The 15,666-nt window shown below is 61.6% G+C and carries 14 protein-coding genes; 8 read left to right on the top strand and 6 right to left on the bottom strand.

Features of this window, described 5'->3' with window-relative positions; all coding sequences use genetic code 11:
* Positions 1 to 6: 6 nt before the first annotated feature.
* Positions 7 to 1,302 carry a hypothetical protein gene (locus ISS97_RS02605; protein WP_379984796.1) on the top strand — a complete coding sequence of 432 codons (1,296 nt, stop codon included), beginning with the start codon at positions 7 to 9 and terminating at the stop codon, positions 1,300 to 1,302.
* 632 nt (positions 1,303 to 1,934) lie between these two features.
* Here the strand turns inward: ISS97_RS02605 and ISS97_RS02610 are convergent.
* Positions 1,935 to 2,300 (bottom strand): YciI family protein, encoded by a 366-nt coding sequence (locus ISS97_RS02610; RefSeq protein WP_379984797.1) that lies wholly within the window; start codon positions 2,298 to 2,300, stop codon positions 1,935 to 1,937.
* A 215-nt stretch (positions 2,301 to 2,515) separates the two neighbouring features.
* Here ISS97_RS02610 and ISS97_RS02615 point away from each other — a divergent pair, with 215 nt between their 5' ends.
* Positions 2,516 to 3,487 (top strand): alginate lyase family protein, encoded by a 972-nt coding sequence (locus ISS97_RS02615; RefSeq protein ID WP_379984798.1) that lies wholly within the window; start codon positions 2,516 to 2,518, stop codon positions 3,485 to 3,487.
* A 9-nt stretch (positions 3,488 to 3,496) separates the two neighbouring features.
* Here ISS97_RS02615 and ISS97_RS02620 read toward each other — a convergent pair whose 3' ends face one another.
* Together ISS97_RS02620 and ISS97_RS02625 are read right to left on the bottom strand one after the other, a co-directional pair.
* Positions 3,497 to 4,408 carry a LysR family transcriptional regulator gene (locus ISS97_RS02620; protein ID WP_379984799.1) on the bottom strand — a complete coding sequence of 304 codons (912 nt, stop codon included), beginning with the start codon at positions 4,406 to 4,408 and terminating at the stop codon, positions 3,497 to 3,499.
* Between the two features lie 186 nt (positions 4,409 to 4,594).
* The gene (locus tag ISS97_RS02625; RefSeq protein ID WP_379984800.1) at positions 4,595 to 5,527 is read right to left on the bottom strand and encodes a right-handed parallel beta-helix repeat-containing protein; all 933 of its coding nucleotides are present in this window, start codon (positions 5,525 to 5,527) and stop codon (positions 4,595 to 4,597) included.
* 331 nt (positions 5,528 to 5,858) lie between these two features.
* On the opposite strand from ISS97_RS02625, the gene ISS97_RS02630 reads away from it, so the two are divergent.
* Both ISS97_RS02630 and ISS97_RS02635 read left to right on the top strand, forming a co-directional pair.
* A complete protein-coding gene (locus ISS97_RS02630; protein ID WP_379984801.1) occupies positions 5,859 to 6,746 on the top strand; it encodes an alpha/beta fold hydrolase in 888 nt (295 codons plus the stop codon).
* Between the two features lie 81 nt (positions 6,747 to 6,827).
* Positions 6,828 to 7,595, top strand: a complete 768-nt coding sequence (locus ISS97_RS02635) for an MBL fold metallo-hydrolase (RefSeq protein ID WP_379984803.1) — start codon at positions 6,828 to 6,830, stop codon at positions 7,593 to 7,595.
* A 122-nt stretch (positions 7,596 to 7,717) separates the two neighbouring features.
* On the opposite strand, the gene ISS97_RS02640 is transcribed toward ISS97_RS02635, so the two are convergent.
* Both ISS97_RS02640 and ISS97_RS02645 read right to left on the bottom strand, forming a co-directional pair.
* Positions 7,718 to 10,357 carry a TonB-dependent receptor gene (locus ISS97_RS02640; RefSeq protein WP_379984804.1) on the bottom strand — a complete coding sequence of 880 codons (2,640 nt, stop codon included), beginning with the start codon at positions 10,355 to 10,357 and terminating at the stop codon, positions 7,718 to 7,720.
* A gap of 687 nt (positions 10,358 to 11,044) precedes the next feature.
* The gene (locus ISS97_RS02645) at positions 11,045 to 11,374 is read right to left on the bottom strand and encodes a TfoX/Sxy family protein (RefSeq protein ID WP_379984805.1); all 330 of its coding nucleotides are present in this window, start codon (positions 11,372 to 11,374) and stop codon (positions 11,045 to 11,047) included.
* Positions 11,375 to 11,569: 195 nt separating this feature from the next.
* Between ISS97_RS02645 and ISS97_RS02650 the strand changes: the two genes are divergently transcribed.
* Both ISS97_RS02650 and ISS97_RS02655 read left to right on the top strand, forming a co-directional pair.
* A complete protein-coding gene (locus ISS97_RS02650) occupies positions 11,570 to 11,917 on the top strand; it encodes a hypothetical protein (RefSeq protein WP_379984806.1) in 348 nt (115 codons plus the stop codon).
* Between the two features lie 208 nt (positions 11,918 to 12,125).
* Positions 12,126 to 12,734: a hypothetical protein gene (locus tag ISS97_RS02655; RefSeq protein ID WP_379984807.1), complete on the top strand. Its 609-nt coding sequence runs from the start codon at positions 12,126 to 12,128 to the stop codon at positions 12,732 to 12,734.
* Positions 12,735 to 12,847: 113 nt separating this feature from the next.
* On the opposite strand, the gene ISS97_RS02660 is transcribed toward ISS97_RS02655, so the two are convergent.
* A complete protein-coding gene (locus ISS97_RS02660) occupies positions 12,848 to 14,266 on the bottom strand; it encodes a porin (protein ID WP_379984808.1) in 1,419 nt (472 codons plus the stop codon).
* A 204-nt stretch (positions 14,267 to 14,470) separates the two neighbouring features.
* On the opposite strand from ISS97_RS02660, the gene ISS97_RS02665 reads away from it, so the two are divergent.
* Together ISS97_RS02665 and ISS97_RS02670 are read left to right on the top strand one after the other, a co-directional pair.
* Complete coding sequence (locus ISS97_RS02665) at positions 14,471 to 14,806, top strand: hypothetical protein (protein ID WP_379984809.1); 336 nt, start codon at positions 14,471 to 14,473, stop codon at positions 14,804 to 14,806.
* A gap of 175 nt (positions 14,807 to 14,981) precedes the next feature.
* On the top strand, positions 14,982 to 15,665 hold the full coding sequence (locus ISS97_RS02670; RefSeq protein ID WP_379984810.1) for a carbonic anhydrase: 684 nt from the start codon (positions 14,982 to 14,984) through the stop codon (positions 15,663 to 15,665).
* Position 15,666: the final 1 nt, after the last annotated feature.

Genomic DNA, 15,666 nt, shown 5'->3' on the forward strand with positions numbered 1-15,666 from the left:
ATGCACATGCTTCCCCGTAGCATCTTGGCCATCGCGTGGCTGGGTACATCAACAGTGGCGCTCGCCCAGCTCGCCCCCATTCACATGGCTAGGGAGGTGAATGTTTTTGTCCCCATCAAGGGGAGGGAGCTGCTTCAAACGATAAACGGAAAGACCGTTGGTGCGGATGGTTTGAACTATGTGGTTGCTCAGCACCAATGGGCGCCCATCCTTATTGAGCCCGGTTCGGTGGCCCAGGATCCGCCGGCAGGTCGCCGGTACATGTTCTATTCCAATCGGCCGGAAGAGGTTGTCGATACGGATCCGCCGGCGGATAGCGCCTTATGCAACAAGAGCACGTGTCTTGCGGACAGTCTTGTTCCCAAAGTATTTCTTCGAGATCAAGTTACAGGGTTGGGGCAGGTTTTTTCTTGGCATGCCAATAGTTCGACGAGCAACTTGTATCACGGCATTGTTCTCAGGAATCCCAATAGCTACGCCATTCACGTCGCATCGAACGCCTGGGCTACGATGGACCGGTCTGTTGGTGACAATGCTGATGACAATAATGCCGCTTGGCAGCGATATCTCCATGCGCCAGCGTTCGATGAAACTCTTCAGCCCGACCAGCAAGTTTTGCTCTTTAGGCACAGCGCGCCGGCAAATGGCGGTGCGTTTGGAATCGTTGCTGAAATCGAGATCACTAAGCAGAGTGATCTGGTGACTCCCGCAACGGCCTGGATGGTCGATCTAGCCTGGCAGAATGATTCTGCGGCCGGTCTTCCGGACATAAGGGATTATTCCGCCGTCAGCATGGCTGATGGTGGCGGCTGGGAAAGAGGTGTCGGCAATCGTTACGAAACCTATCTGACCTTGAATTCGAAGATCGACCCCATTTCACAAAGTCCTCAGGTCTACCAACTCGGGTCCAAGCACTGCAATAAGGGTGGATACCTGGAGGATGATGGAACGGGTATAGCAATGCGTTCCCCGGACAGCGGGACGTATGTGGCTGCGATGTACGGTAGAGCGACAACTGTTCAGTGGCCCTTAGTGAATCGTGGCACGGTTCCGGTGCGCATGAGGGTGGCCATTGGAAACGCTTGTTCTCCGACCGATGGAGCTGTGGGCGTTACGGTTCGCTATTCCAGTGGACGTGTTGTATCCGTTGATAATCTCGTCGGTACATCGAGCGCGGGAAGCTATGTCGATGTGCTGGAGGCGGATGTTCCTCCAGGAGAATCTTGGGACGTGAGGTTCCAGCTCTTTCCTGCGGCACCACGAATTTTTCCAATCACGGTGGGCGCATACATCGTCCAATAGGGCGAAGTGTCAGGTTGATTCACCAGGTGCGGCACACCGTGCTCATAACGCGGTGCGCCGCGGGTGATCACAGGCCCCTATTCGTCAGCCGGTTTTCCTTGCTTCACTAGCTTCGCGTACTGCTTCAGAAAGTGAACCGCGACGAGTAAGCCGCCTCTGCACTCCAGCGTCAGCGGATCGTGCGTGGCTGCCGCCGCCGCGGGGTCAGCCTGCGTGGCAGGGAATGCATCGTCGCGCGCGAGTACGCACGCCACCGCGTCCACCGCGATGGCGATACCGGTGAGCTTGATGGATCGACGTTGTCGCGCCTCTCGACTCGTGCTTGAACGCGTGCGCGCACGGCGCGATGAAGGGCTGGGTGGGTCGCCGGGGGGATCCGACAGGCGAGCGGGTGCCGTATGATCGGGCTTAGCCACAATCAACTCCTCTTCAGTTGGTTTGGTTAGCGGGTCGTGTGAGCTGCTACTCCCACGATCCGCGCTTCTTCACAGCATTGCTGCCATGGTCACCGACGCGGCCCGGTTAAAGACAGCGTCGGTGACTGGCCGAACGTAGCAAATACGCGCACGGATGTCTGTCAGGTTTCGCTGTCCGCGCAATGCGCCAACCTGTGGGCGCACGCGTCGTCGCCACTACCCCAGCATGTCCTTCGTGTAGCCACCGAGCTGGCGGATCTCGCATTCCACCGTCCACTCGTCGCCGTGCGCGGCCAGGAAACGCTTCATCCACGCCGCGGCTTCGTCTTGCGACGGCGCCTCCAGCATGAAGTAGCCGCCTATCACTTCCTTGGTCTCGGTAAACGGCCCGTCCGTCACTTTGAGCTTGCCTTTGGTGGTGCGGATGCGCACCGCCTCTGACGTGGGCAGCAAGCCATCTGTCTCCACCAACACGCCGGCGGCGTGCATCTCTTTCATCAACTTGCCCATCTCATTCATGAGCCGCTCGTCCGGCTGCTGGCCGGAGTTTTCGTCGACTTTGATTAGGACTAGGTAGCGCATGGGGTCTCCTCGGGTAGTTGGGGGCGAGAGCTGAAAGCGGGCTTTCGTGAGGGCGACGAATGAGGCGGGGGCGGATCGACAGCGCCTGGCCGCCACGATGGAACGGGGCCGTCATCTTTCTTTTACAGAAAACAGGGACAACGGATGGGGTCACTGATGCGTTTCTGCCGAACTAGGCGAAGTCTGAGATGTAACGATCCCATCAAGGAGCGGGCATGAGCAGTCGAATCGTAGGGAAGGCCGGCGTTGTCCTGCTGGTCCTGAGTATGGGTTTGGGTGGCAGCCGAGCCGCCCAGGCCTGTGATGTGCCGGCGCCGCAGAAAACCATAGACCCACCGGGTTTCTATGACGACGCGGCCGGTTATGCGGAGGCCGTCAAGCCGATGCGCGGCTTCATCGCCAAGCTCAACAAGGCCGCGGATACGGGGCAGTGGTCCTGCACACTCGACCTGTTGGATAGCTGGGCCAAGGCCGACGCCTTGATGGGGCCCATTGCCGGCTACCAGGGCTACTACGAGCGGTCATGGGCGGGGACGGACTTTGCCCTGGTGCTGCTGCGCCTGCCCGCGGATGTGAGGGACGCCAATGCGAACCGGCTGGCGGACATCAACACATGGCTGACACACATGGCCGTAGCCACGCGCGACGCGGATGCCATCAATCACCTGCACAACAATCTTGTTTATTGGGCGGGCCTGAATCTGGTCGCCATCGGTACCGTTGCCCATCAACCCGAGCTGATCGATGCCGGCCTTGCCCGTGCGCGTGAGGGCATTCATGACATCGGTCCGGATGGTGCGCTGGAGCGGGAGGTCAAACGCGGCGACCGCGCACTTCACTACCACACGTTCGCGCTGATCCCTCTCGTATTCACCGCCGAACTCGCACGGCGCCAACACATCGATCTCTATCAGGAAAACAACCACGCCATTGCGCGGCTGGCCAACCTGGTGACCGATGCCGTCATCGACCCTGCAAGCTTCGCGAAGATCACACCGATCAAGCAGCAGCTGTTCCCGTGGACGTTCCAGGATGAGCTTTCATGGATGGAGCCGTACTACGCGCACACCAAGGATTCGCGGTTACCGGCGCTGATGGCGCCGCGGCGGCCGTTTAGTGAGTGGCGGCTTGGGGGTGACGTAACGGCGGCGTGGGGTGTGGCGTTGCCTGGGGCCGGGAGAAACTGACGCCGATGTTCAGCGCTTCGCCCCTTCCACGTGCGCCCGCAGTGCATCGATAAACACCTTGACCTTGAGTGCCCGCTGCGTCGAAGCGGGGAAGACGGCATAGATGCCGCCTTCGGGGAGCTTCCAGTGCGGTAGCACGCGGATCAGGCGGCCGGCTTCGATGTCCTGGTTGATGGTGAAGTCGGTCATCACTCCAAAGCCGGCGCCGCCCAGCACCACTTGCTTCAGCGCGACGACGGAGTCGGCGGTGAATATCGGGTCGAAGACGACGTCTTCGGTTTCACCCTTGGGGCCGATGAAGGTCCACTGGACGGGTTTGTTGAGCACGGAGAATGCCGCCATGGGTCGCCCGCACAGGTCGTGCGGCGACTTGGGCAGGCCGCCGGTGCGCAACAAGTGAGGGCTGGCGACGAGCTGTAAAGCAAAGCTGCCAAGTTTCACCGCTTGGTGGCTGGAGTCGGCCAGCCAGCCGAGACGGATGCCGACGTCGACGCGTTCGGCGACCAGATCGAGCACACGGTCGGCGGTGATGAGTTCGATGCGTAGTGAGGGGTGCACTTGGGTCAGTGCGGCGGCGACCGGTGCGACGACCGTGGCCGCATAGTCCATGGGCGCGGTGACGCGCAGGGTGCCGGTGACTTCGCCGCTATGGCAGCGGGCGGATTCAATCGCCGCTTCAGCCTGCTCGACAATGGCGCGGCTCGCTTCGTAGAAGGCTCTGCCTGCTTCGGTCAGGCTCAGGCTGCGGGTGGTGCGTACCAGCAAGGTGGCGCGAAGTTCGGTTTCCAGTTTCTGGATATGGGTGGTGACGAGCGCTTTGGCGACGCCGAGCCGTCGCGCGGCACCCGTCAGGGTGCCTGCTTCAACCACGGCGACAAACACGGCCAGCCGGTTGAGGTTGATACCGCTGACTTCGCTCATGGGATCGTTTGCTCGGGGAATGGAGTGGCGGCGCATCTTACGGGGAAAGGGGATGCTTTCCCGCTACCCACTTTGGGCGATGCAGGATTGCGCGTCAGAAAGTCGCTTGGGTCGTTGCTGGATGGTGATCGGCATGGTCAGCGCACGCTGTGCGCGCTGACCATGGGGCAGCGGTGTGCCGCGAACTTAGTAAGGACTGACGGCGGTGCCGACATACGGCCCGTCGGCCCAGGTGTTACCGCTCCACACATTGCCGGTGTTGTCCGACCAGTAACCCACGGTACCGTTGAAACCGCCATCAGGCGACCAGATGGCCGTGGAGAACGTGTTGTTCCGCACGCGGATGTTGGTAGCCGTGTCGCCGCCGCCGTAGAACACCAGTGAGCCGCCGGCCAGCCAGTTGGTATCCACCGTGACGTTGTTCTGCACGCCGCAGTCGGGCGCGATATACAAAGCCGCCGTCGCGTAGTCCTGCCCAGTCTGGTTGATCAGGGTGTTGTGTTGCAGGATGACGCCGTTGCCGTCGCACCAGACGTACACGTTTTGTGTGTGGGCGCCGTCGAATTGCGACAGGTCGTGAATGTAGTTGTCATGCACGTAGCCGGTGGCAACGTCGACGCCGTCCTTGAAACCCGAAATATTGTTGTAGGCCACTTCCATGCTGCCGATGCCGAGCTGGGCGATGCCGTAGTCATAGCCGCCGTTATCCGGCCCTTGGCCAGGCACGCTCTTGATCACGCTGTGCAGCACCTTCAGGCCAGTGAAACCATCGCCGTACTGGATGCCCCACCAGTTGTTGGAGGTGATGACGCTGTTCTGGATGGTGACGTTATTGGCTTGCACGTTGATCCAGCCGCTGAGGTTGATGCCGTCGATCACCGTGTTGTCGGCGGTGATGACGAGACCGGTGTCTGCGGGTGCGGATTGGTTGATGAGCGGCGTGCCCGCGGGCACACCGGTATTGCTGGCGTTGGGCCACGCTACGCCGTTGAGCGGGCGCAGGGCGTGCTGTGGGTCGACGCGATGTTGGGCGTGCGTGACGGCGGCCATCGTCAGCATCACGAAAGGTACGACGCTGCGCAGCGTCGACAGGCTTCTTGCGACAGGGTTTTTTTTCACACTACGGCTCCTTGTACTCGTGTGTTCGGTTGAGTGAATGAGTGCGTACCTATCGCGCCATGCGTGCATGGGTGGGTGCGCCCGGCAAAGGTGAGCGTGATTCGCATCGCATCGTTGGGGATGGAACGTAGGCGCGATGGCGGAGCGAACGTACGCGACATCGATCGCACCATGTGTGACGAGCGCCGATGAAATGCGCGGCGTCCGTCGAGGTGTCCACTAGTCATGGGTCATCGTTCGCTCGCGATGAACTATGTATTCATCGGCGGGTGGTTATGGGGGCCGTGCGTTCTCTCCATCATGCGCACACCCCGATGCGAATGAGCCCACGATGATGAATATCCCGCAGATCACCCATCACCATGTCGACGTTGACGGCATCAGGATTTTCTACCGGGAAGCCGGCCCCAAGGACGCGCCGACGTTGTTGCTGCTGCATGGCTTTCCGTCCTCATCGCATCAATACCGCCGTTTGATGGATGCGCTGGGTGACCGCTATCACCTGATTGCGCCGGACTACCCCGGTTTCGGCCATAGCGATGCGCCGGTGCCGGCCACGCTGGGCGGGCCGTTCGATTACAGCTTCGACAGCCTGGCGGATGTGATGGAGGGTTTCTGTCACGCGCTGGGGCTGGATCGCTTTGTGGCGTACATGTTCGATTTCGGCGCGCCGGTGGGGTTTCGCCTGGCTGCGCGGCATCCGGAGTGGATCGAGGGTTTGGTGATCCAGAACGGCAACGCGTACACGGCGGGTCTCAGTCCGCTGGCGCAAGAATTCACGGCGATGAAGCCGGGTGTGAAAGGGGCCGAAGAAGGTGTGCTTGGGCTGCTGACGCTGGAGATGACGCGGAGCCAGTACCTCACCGGTGCGGCGCATCCGGAGTCGATCGCACCCGATGGCTGGACCATGGATCAGCATTTTCTCGATTTGCCGGGCCGAGCGCAGATCCAGATCGATCTCGCCTTGAACTACCACTCCAACCTTGTGTTGTACCCGCAATGGCAGGCATGGCTGCGCGAGCATCGGCCGCCGACGCTGATCTTCTGGGGGCGCAACGATCCGTTCTTTGTGGAAGCGGGTGCGCATGCGTTCCTGGCTGACCTGCCGGATGCCGAACTGCATGTGCTGGACACCGGGCATTTCGCGCTGGAGGAATGTCTGCCGACCGTCGCGCCGCTGATGGCGGCGTTTGTCGAGCGCCTCGGCAATCGGCGCTGATCGGGTATCCGGCGCAGGGCACCGTCCGTTCTTATCAACTTTTGTAGCTTGCACCATTCCCCATCAAGGACCTCACGCTCCATGAAAGTCGTTCTTACCCTCATTGGCGGCCCGACCGCGTTGATCGAAGTCGCGGGCACGAGACTTCTCACCGATCCGACCTTCGACGATCCGCAGGCCTACGATGCGGGCACGATCACGCTGGTCAAAAAGACGGGGCCGGCAACGGATCCGGCGTCGCTATTGCCGATTGATGCCGTGCTGCTCAGTCATGACCATCACTGGGACAATCTCGACCATTCGGGGCGAGCCTTTCTCGCGCAAGCGCCGCGTGTGCTGACCACGCCGGCGGGTGCATCGCGGCTCGGCGGCAGCGTCGAGGGAATGAAGACCTGGGAGAGCGTGGTGATTGGTGAGCCTGATCAAAGCGGTGTGCGCGTGACGGCGACGCCGGCGCGGCACGGCCCGGTAGGTATCGAACCCATCAGCGGCGATGTGGTGGGATTTGTGGTGACGCCCGAGGGTTCCAGCGGAAGCATCTATGTATCGGGCGATACCGTTTGGTACGAAGGTGTCGCGGCGATCAAGGACAAGTTCGATATCCGGCTGGCGATTCTCTTTACCGGTGCGGCGCAACCGCGCGGTACGTTCCACATGACCATGGGCAGCAACGACGCCATCGAGTTTGCGCATGCGTTTCCGCAAGCCAGCATCGTGGCTATCCACAACGAAGGCTGGCAACACTTTGTGGAGAGTCAGAGCGAACTCGCGCGGTCGTTCACCACGGTGGGTCTTGCCAGTCGGCTGACGAGTCTTGAGCGAGGCGTTCCGGCCGTGTTTGAGATTTGAAATGAAGTCACGGTCCTGGCTCTGCCCAGGACCGTGAGTTGGGGTGGTGGGGTGTTAACCAGGTCGCTCGCTCTGCAATGAAGAGCAGTAGCCCACGCCTGCTTACCTCCGCCCCTCGATGCTTAAAGCTTGAAGTTCATGCTCAAGGTATACGTTCGCCCGTTCTTGTACGCGTTATACGGCTGGTTCGGCGAGCCGTTGTAGACGAAGTAGGTTTCGTCCAGCAGGTTGTTGCCGTCGAGCTGCACGCGCATGTGGTCGTTGATCTGGTAGCCGATGGAGGCGTCTAGCTGACGGAAGCGGCCAGTGATCTGCTGAGACTCCAGCGTGCCGATCTGGGTGAAGTACGGCGAGCGGCGACTGAAAGTGACGCGTGCGCTCCACGGGCCCTGCTCGTAGTACGGCGTAAGGGTGAAGGCGTTCTTGGAGTTGTACGGCAGCGGGAAGTTGTTGCTGGTGCTGTCGTCGGAGTAGGTGTAGTTGGCAGCCAGGCCAAAGCCGTGGCCGAAGCTGGTCTGGTAGGTCAGCGATACGCCCTTGACCTTGGCCACGCCCGCGTTGGTGGGCGTCACCATCTGGTACACGGTGTTCTGCTGCTGGGTAAGGTTGTAGTAGGTGTGGCTGACGGTGGTGTACAGCACGTAGTCGCTGATGCGGCGGAAGAACACTTCGGCGGAGAGCAGGCTGTTCTCGGCGAAGTACCACTCGGCGGACGCGTCGAAGTTGGTGGCCTTGTACGGCTTGAGGTTGACGTTGCCGGAGGAGCCGGTCTGCGTGCGGTCGTCCAGCGCGACATAGGGCGTCATGTCCTGGTAGCGCGGGCGGGCCAGCGTTTTGGCGGCGGCGAAACGCAGGGTGAGGTCGTCGCGCACGTCGTAGGCGATGTTGAACGACGGCAGCCATTTGCTATAGCGGTTCTTCTGGTCGACCGGCTCGTACTGATTGTTGGCGATGGTGTTGTAGCCGGTAATGCCGTTGCGCGTATGCACGTAGCGCGCGCCCAGGTTGCCTCGGTAGTTGTCGCCGCCGAAATCGCCCTGGATGTAGAAGGCGCGGTTCTGCTCGGAGATCGCGTAGGTGGCCTTGGGGTCCATCGGCGCATCGGTGAACAAGGTGCTGACGTACTGCTTCAGGCCGCCCTTGGTGATCTGCACCCAGCGCGACATGTTGCCGGCCGGATCGAGACCATCGAGATAGCCGCTGGGCGTCATGCCGCCCTGCAGGTTGGCCAGCGTCACGCCACTGCCGTCGAGCGTGGGAATGCTGGCGGCGTAATTGGTCTGGCCGTTGAAGTGGTTGCTGCTCTTGATGCCCACTTCCACTGTATTGAGCGGCCCCAATGTCAGGTCGTGGCTGAAGTCGGCCTGGAAGTAGCGCTCGCGATCATAGCTGGGTGCGCGGCTGTAGCCGGCGCCGTGCGCGAACATCTGGGTGGGGTCGTTCGGATCGGTGTTGAAGTTGATCTGCGGGTGTTGGTTGGCCAGGTTCCAGTTGTAGCCGCCGTAGCCGCGGAACTGCAGGCTGTAGATGCCTTGCGAGCCGCCGGAGGAATTGGTGTAGCCGATCTGGCTGGATGCGTTCCAACCTTCGCCGTGCCAGTCGGCGCGCAGTTGCAGCGCGCCAGTGTTGACCTTGGAGAAGCGCTCGTAGCCATCCAGGTACGTGGGCGCGGTGGCGCCGTATGAGCCGCTAGTCGCGACGCCGTTGTTGACGTTGACCGAAGTGGCCGCGGGCGCGCTGCCGGACCAGTCGCCGTAGCGGCTCTGGTTGTAATTGTCGAATTTCTCGGTGACGTACAGGCCAGTGAAGTTGAGCTCGAATGCCTGGTTCGGTTTCCACTGGATGCCGGTGGCGACGCCGTCGCGCTTGCGGTGCTGCTGGAACAGCGCGGTGTTGATCGCCGTGGGATAGGTGAAGGTGGTGCCCGGTGGCACCACGTTCGGCGGGAACTGGTGGTTGGGGTCGGTATCACTCGGGTCGTTGGCACGCTGGTAGCCGAAGATCTCCGTGCCTTCGCGGTAGATCACGCGATCGGAGTGCATCAGCGAGCCGAGCACACCGAAGGTGCCGGCGTCGTTCTTCCAGCTGTAGAGCAGCGAAGCGTTAGGCTTGGCTTTGTCGGCGCGGTCGTTGTAGCTGTAGCTGACGGTGCCAGTAAGCGTGTTGGCTTTCAGATCCAGCGGGCGGCGCGTATTGACGATAACGGTGCCGCCGATGCTGCCTTCGTCGATGCGCGCCTGCGGTGTCTTATAGACCTCGGCGGTGCCGATGATTTCCGAGGTGAGCAGGCTGTAGTTGAAGGAGCGACCGTCGGGGTGATTCGGGTCGCTGGTCCAGTTGGTGGAAGCGACGGTCTGGCCGTTGAGCAGCAAGCGGTTCAACGCGGGATCGGTGCCGAGGATGCTGACCTTGTCGCCCTCGCCGAAATTGCGGTCCACGCTGATGCCGGGCAGATGCGAGAGCGATTCGGCGACGTTGGTGTCGGGGAACTTGCCCACGTCTTCGGCGGAGATCGCATCCACGATGGAGTCGGCGTTGCGCTTGAGGTCGAGCGATTTCTGCAGGCTGGCGCGGATGCCGCTGACGGTGACGGCTTCGAGCTGCTTGGCCTGTGCCGGTTCTGTCGGCTTCGGTTTGGTGGTTGAGGTTTGTGTGGCGTCGGTTGGCGTGGCGCTGGTGCCGGCGTCTTGCGCCATGGCGGCACCGGCGCAGAACAGCGCGGCAACAATGCTTATGGAGAGCGTGCTTTTGCGGTAATCCATGTTGGCTTTCCTCCCACCGTGGTTCGTCGCGTGCGCGGCCGGGCTCCCACCCGATGCGCCGCTGTTTTTTTGAGAATGAGCGACACCGCACGGGCTAATGCCCGTGTGTTGGTCGTTCCGGTTTGTTGTGAATCGTTGTTCTTGGTCGCGCCCCTGATCCCCGGGGCCGCTGTGCTTGCTCGAGGCGTTGCTGTTGCCGATGGCAACGCTACGGGTCTGCGATGGCGGCGCTTTCGCCGGCCTCGCCAACCCGGTGACGCATGGAAAGAGCCCGTCCCGTCCGCTCAGAGTGGGCGCAAGTCTTAGGACAGGGGGATAACGTTGTCAACGAGATTTTGTCTCGATCCAAATTGCCCGGGTGACCTTCTAAGCCATTGAGTGACCTTTGTTTAATGTCGCGTCGCAATATTTTTCAGATTGAGCTTTGAATCGATCCAAGCGGGACGCCAAAGTGGGCTTGTTGCGCTGCACATGTGACTGGTTCTTAAAGCCCGCGCGGCCTTGAGCTGTCCATCGTTGTCTCGGGAGGACAAAAACGCCGGGACGTTGTTCGGCGCTGGTGGCTTGCCGATCGTCTATTGCCAATCGGGTACGACCTGACCGCTGTGGGGCATGGCATCGCCGCTAGTCGGCGTCCGTGGCATGCGGATCAGGTCTTGGTGATGAAATGAGTTGCTGTGCAGGCGCTTACTTCGCTGGCAATGATCTGACGAACTCGAGTGCGGATGTCACGAGCTTGTGGCGCAGCGAGTCGTCGCCGTAGGCCTCCGGTGCGGCTCGTATCCAGCCTTGCATGGGCCGGTCGCGCGAGATCATCGGCGCGATGCCGGGGATCTGCAGGGCCCATGCATCATTGCCTTTGCCCAACCGCACGAGCAGGCCGTCGTCGCGGGCGCCGCAGAGCAGGTTGCCGTGGAGCAGCCAGGCCCAGCCGCCGAACATGGCTTTCTCGGTGAGGCCGGGGATGGCGCTCAATTCGTCTTGCAGTAGTGCTTCGAGACCTTTGTCGCGTGCCATGTCGGTTCTCGTTGCCAGAGAGTGTGGATGTTGGCGCCGGTCACATCGCCGCGGTGCGCGATGTGAATTAGGCCATCGCGATGGGTGGCATGTCATGTCTCGTTGATGGTTGGCGTTGGTCGGACAGCAGGTGTCTCGCAACATCATTGGGATGAACAACCGGGTCAGCCACCAACTTGTCTGGCTTGGTCGCTTATGACATTCTCGCAGCGTATGTTCTTACGCCGCCGCTTCCAGTTCACGCTTCTCGCGCTTATCGCCTGCTTCAGCATGTTGCTGACGACGGTGTATGCGTGGAACGGCGTGCGCATTTCGGCGGATGCGGCGTTGACGCTGTCCTGTGCGGACGATGTGCCGCATGGCGCGGATGCGTCGTCCACGGATTGCCAGGCTGAAGACAATGCGCCCGGCGTCGATGACGTACTCGAAGGCTTGTCGCTGATTGTGCCTGCGCATGCGGGCACTGACGTAGCGCGCACGCCTTTTGTAGCGCAGTGGCGCAATGCCACGATCGCACAGCTATCACCACCGCCTGACGTCTGATCTCGGCGACTGGCTGCTGTTGTAGCCACCGCGCTCCCTTTTTGCCTGTCATTGCGCACTGCGTGCGCCGTGCATGGCTATGCATCGCTCCCCTTGCCGACGAACCGACGCGACAGATGATCGCGCCGTGAGCCCGGCTGCACCCTATGCAGAGCTGGCGCCTTAGATGAACGCCAGGCTCTGCCTGATCCAGCATCAAGGAATCACTATGAAAGAAAACTTCTCCCTGCGGATGACCGCCATGACGCTCGCGCTGTTGGCTCCCCTGGCAATGGCTTATGCGGCGACGGACACCCCGCACCGAGCGGTGGATTACCCCTCGCAGATCGGACCTTCGGGCGTTGCGCCTCACGATGGCACTGATGCGACGACGGCCGAGGCGAACAAGCGCGCGGCGCTGATGCATCAGCCGCTGACGGCGGGCGCGACCGTGGTCGAGCCTGGCTACTACCGGGCTATCGGCGACGATGGCAAGACCGGACGCTCGGTGACGCTGCTATCTGCCGGTGCGAAGGCACCCACGCAGAAGCAGCTTGGCGAGCGAGGCAGATACTTCGCGCCCAAACATTGGCAGTGGGTGGCCGATACGCAGAGCGTGACGCGTGCGCACATGGGTTCGACGTGCCCCAAGAGCGGCCAGTGGTTTGCCGACGTGCCGGTGGATGTGCCTAACTTCAAGCACTATCAGGACGTGGTGGTGACTTGCCAATCGGGCGCGTCGCTGCCGCACTTGAACACTGGTGATCCGTTTGACGACGCGCGTGTGCGCTGGGTGTGGATCGGCCCTGCCGGCGATCACAAGCATGCGCTGCGCTGAGCACGCGCGGGAGCAGACGCTCACGATGAGCTGATGCGAACCGGCTGTTCCACCAACGATAACGGCGGGCTGCAAACCCGCCGTTATCGTTGCCCAGTCTTGCCGAAGCGGCCTTAGTAGTTGACCTGCAACTGCACGCGCAGCAGGTCGCCCTGCACTCGGCGATACGGTGCATCAACCACATTGGTGCGGCGCATGTTGGCGTAGGCCACGGCGATTTCCACCGCGGTGCTGGGCTGCCATTCCACGCCAAGCTCGGTTTCATTGACCAGCATCTGTGGCGCGTTGGTGTCGAACTTGGAGGCGCCGCGGTAGCTCTGCCACTTGATGTAAGGCATCCAGGTGCCGGTGGTGCCGCTGTCGAACTTGTACATGGCCTGCACGTAGCCGCCGCGCAGCGAGCGTGTACGGATGCGGCGCTGGGACAGATCCAGTTGCGGCCCACGGCCCACGGTCCACTCCGCCTGCAGACCGAATGGTTGCGGGTAGTAGATGGCGTGCACGGCCATGCGCTGATCCAGCGTGCCTTCTTTCGATGAGCTATCGACCGGCGTGAAGCTCTTGCCGTTGAACGTGATGGCGCTGGGCGCGGCGATCTTGAAGCGGCCGCTGTAAGCATCGGCGCCCACTTCGAGATATTGGCCGTTGGCGAATTTGAACGGATAAGTGAGGTGCAGCACGGTGTGCAGACTGTTGTTGCGCTCGGCGCGGTTGGCGCCCTGGCCGTTGTAGAAGCCCAGGCCGAGCACGCCGTAATCGCCCGAGCCTTTCAATCCCGACTTGACCAGATACTGGAAGCGCTCCTGCACCGCGGTAGGCGTGTAGTAGAAGAACAGGCCAAGATCGCGCTCGTCGCGCACGCCGGAATTGAGCGCATCGGCGCGGTCCGGTGCGAGACGGTTCTGGCTGGACTGCAGGTTCTCCCAGCCATAAGGCACCTTGGATTGGCCGGCGCGCACGCGGTACTCCCGATCCTTGTCGAAGTAGATGTCCGCATAGGCATCGCGCAGCTGGGCGAAGTTGGATGTGCTCGAACCCGACGGCGTGCTGGCGAAGTCCGGCTGCAGGTAGAAGGACACGCTATCGCTGATATCGCCACTGAGCACAACGCGGGCGCGGCGGATGCCAAAGCCCTGGTTGTCGCCGATAAAGCGGTCGCCGGGCGAACGCAGCATATCGGCATCGCCGCCCACGCCCTGGTTGTAGCGCAGTTGCGTGTAGCCGCGCACGTTGATGCGCTCATACCATTTTTTTGCGGCGGGCTTGGCCTGAGTGGGTGTGCTCAATGCGGCCGTCGCCGTTGCGGCAACCGGCGCCTGCGGGATGGGGGACAGCTTTGCCGTTTGCGGTTCGCCGCTCTGCTCATCGACCTGGACGAAGGTACCGAGTTTGACGCGGCCCGGTCCTGGCTCGGCGAAGATCTGCTGCGTCTTGCGGTCGACATAGAGATCGAGCGCGGCGGCGGGTGAGGTTTCGGAGAACGCTGCGGCGCCCATGGTCCAGAGCATGGAGGCAAGGGTTTTTTTCTTCATGGCTCAATCCGGTGGTGGGTCGGAGTGATGCAAGTCGCAAATAATTACGAATGCATGGCCGGGCGAGCCTAGGTATTGCCGATGTCAGTTTTGTGACGTTACGTCACCGCGATGCCGTGAATCCTGACCGAAATGTTCATTTCGGAGAAAAAATGCAACAGACATGGGTTGCGCTGCAGCATATGAAATGCGTATCTTCTTACGATGCTTCTGCGCCGCTTTCCACGAGGGTTCGTCCTGCTGCTTGCATGCCTCTTCGGCGTGCTGGTGACGCTGGCCGCGACCGCGCAGAGCATCGGCAAACTGAATCAGCTCAGTGCGGCGTCCGCGATCAGCGTGTCGCTGGAGCAAGCGGATCAGGATGCTCCCTCCGACCAGGACGGTTCTTGCACGGTCGACGACCAATGTCTCGATGACATCCTGGTCGAGTCTTCGGCCTTGCTCAATTGGCATGTACGCGCGCCGTCTGTCGCTCCTGCGATGGACCCCGTGGTCGATGACGGCCCGTTCGGGCTGATTTCTCCCCCTCCTAACGCCTGATCTTTCGCGTACCTCGGTGCCGCGCCGCTTCGGCTGCCGGCAGCGGGTTGCCCTGCACGCATCACGGGCAGCGTCGATTGCCTGGGCGCAGGCGCCTGCGCGCGCCCTTTCCTCTCTGTCTCATTGCGCAGCCGCCGTGCTGCGATTCCCCCTTACTGGATCGGGAGATCTCGTCATGGAACGTTTACTTGAAGGTTTCGATCATTTCCGCCGCCATGTCTTTCCGGAACAGCGCGAGCTGTTCAAGAAACTGGCGACCGGACAAAGTCCCCATACCCTGTTCATTACTTGCGCGGATTCGCGCGTCATGCCGGAAATGATCTTCTCGGCGCTGCCGGGTGAGATCTTTGTCTATCGCAACATCGGCAATATCGTGCCGCCCTACGCACAGCACGTAAGTGGCGTGGTCGCCGCCATCGAGTACGCCGTGAAAGTGCTGCAGGTACGCCATGTCGTTATCTGCGGCCACTCCGACTGCGGCGCGATGAAAGCCCTGCAGGCACCGGCGAAGATCTCGCATATGCCGTCCGTCGCGGCATGGCTGAAGCATGCCGACGTGGCCAGATACGTGGTGGCCGAGAACTGCCCGGGCCTGCAGGGCGACGATGCCTTGAAGCGCCTGATTGAAGAAAACGTGGTGGGCCAGCTGGAGCATCTGCGCACGCTTCCGGCGGTGGCGGCGGCGATGGCCAACGGCAGCGTCAGCATTCACGGCTGGGTCTACGACATCGAACATGCCGAGCTGCGTATGTTCGATGCGGTGACAGGACAGTTCGTGCCGTTCGATCCGGCCAGCCGCAAAGTGCCCGAGGCGACACCGCATGCGCGGTTTGCCATGGCCATGACCCCTGCGGCCTGAG

It is taken from the genome of Dyella koreensis (assembly GCF_044904565.1).
Taxonomy (GTDB): Bacteria; Pseudomonadota; Gammaproteobacteria; order Xanthomonadales; family Rhodanobacteraceae; genus Dyella_D; species Dyella_D koreensis.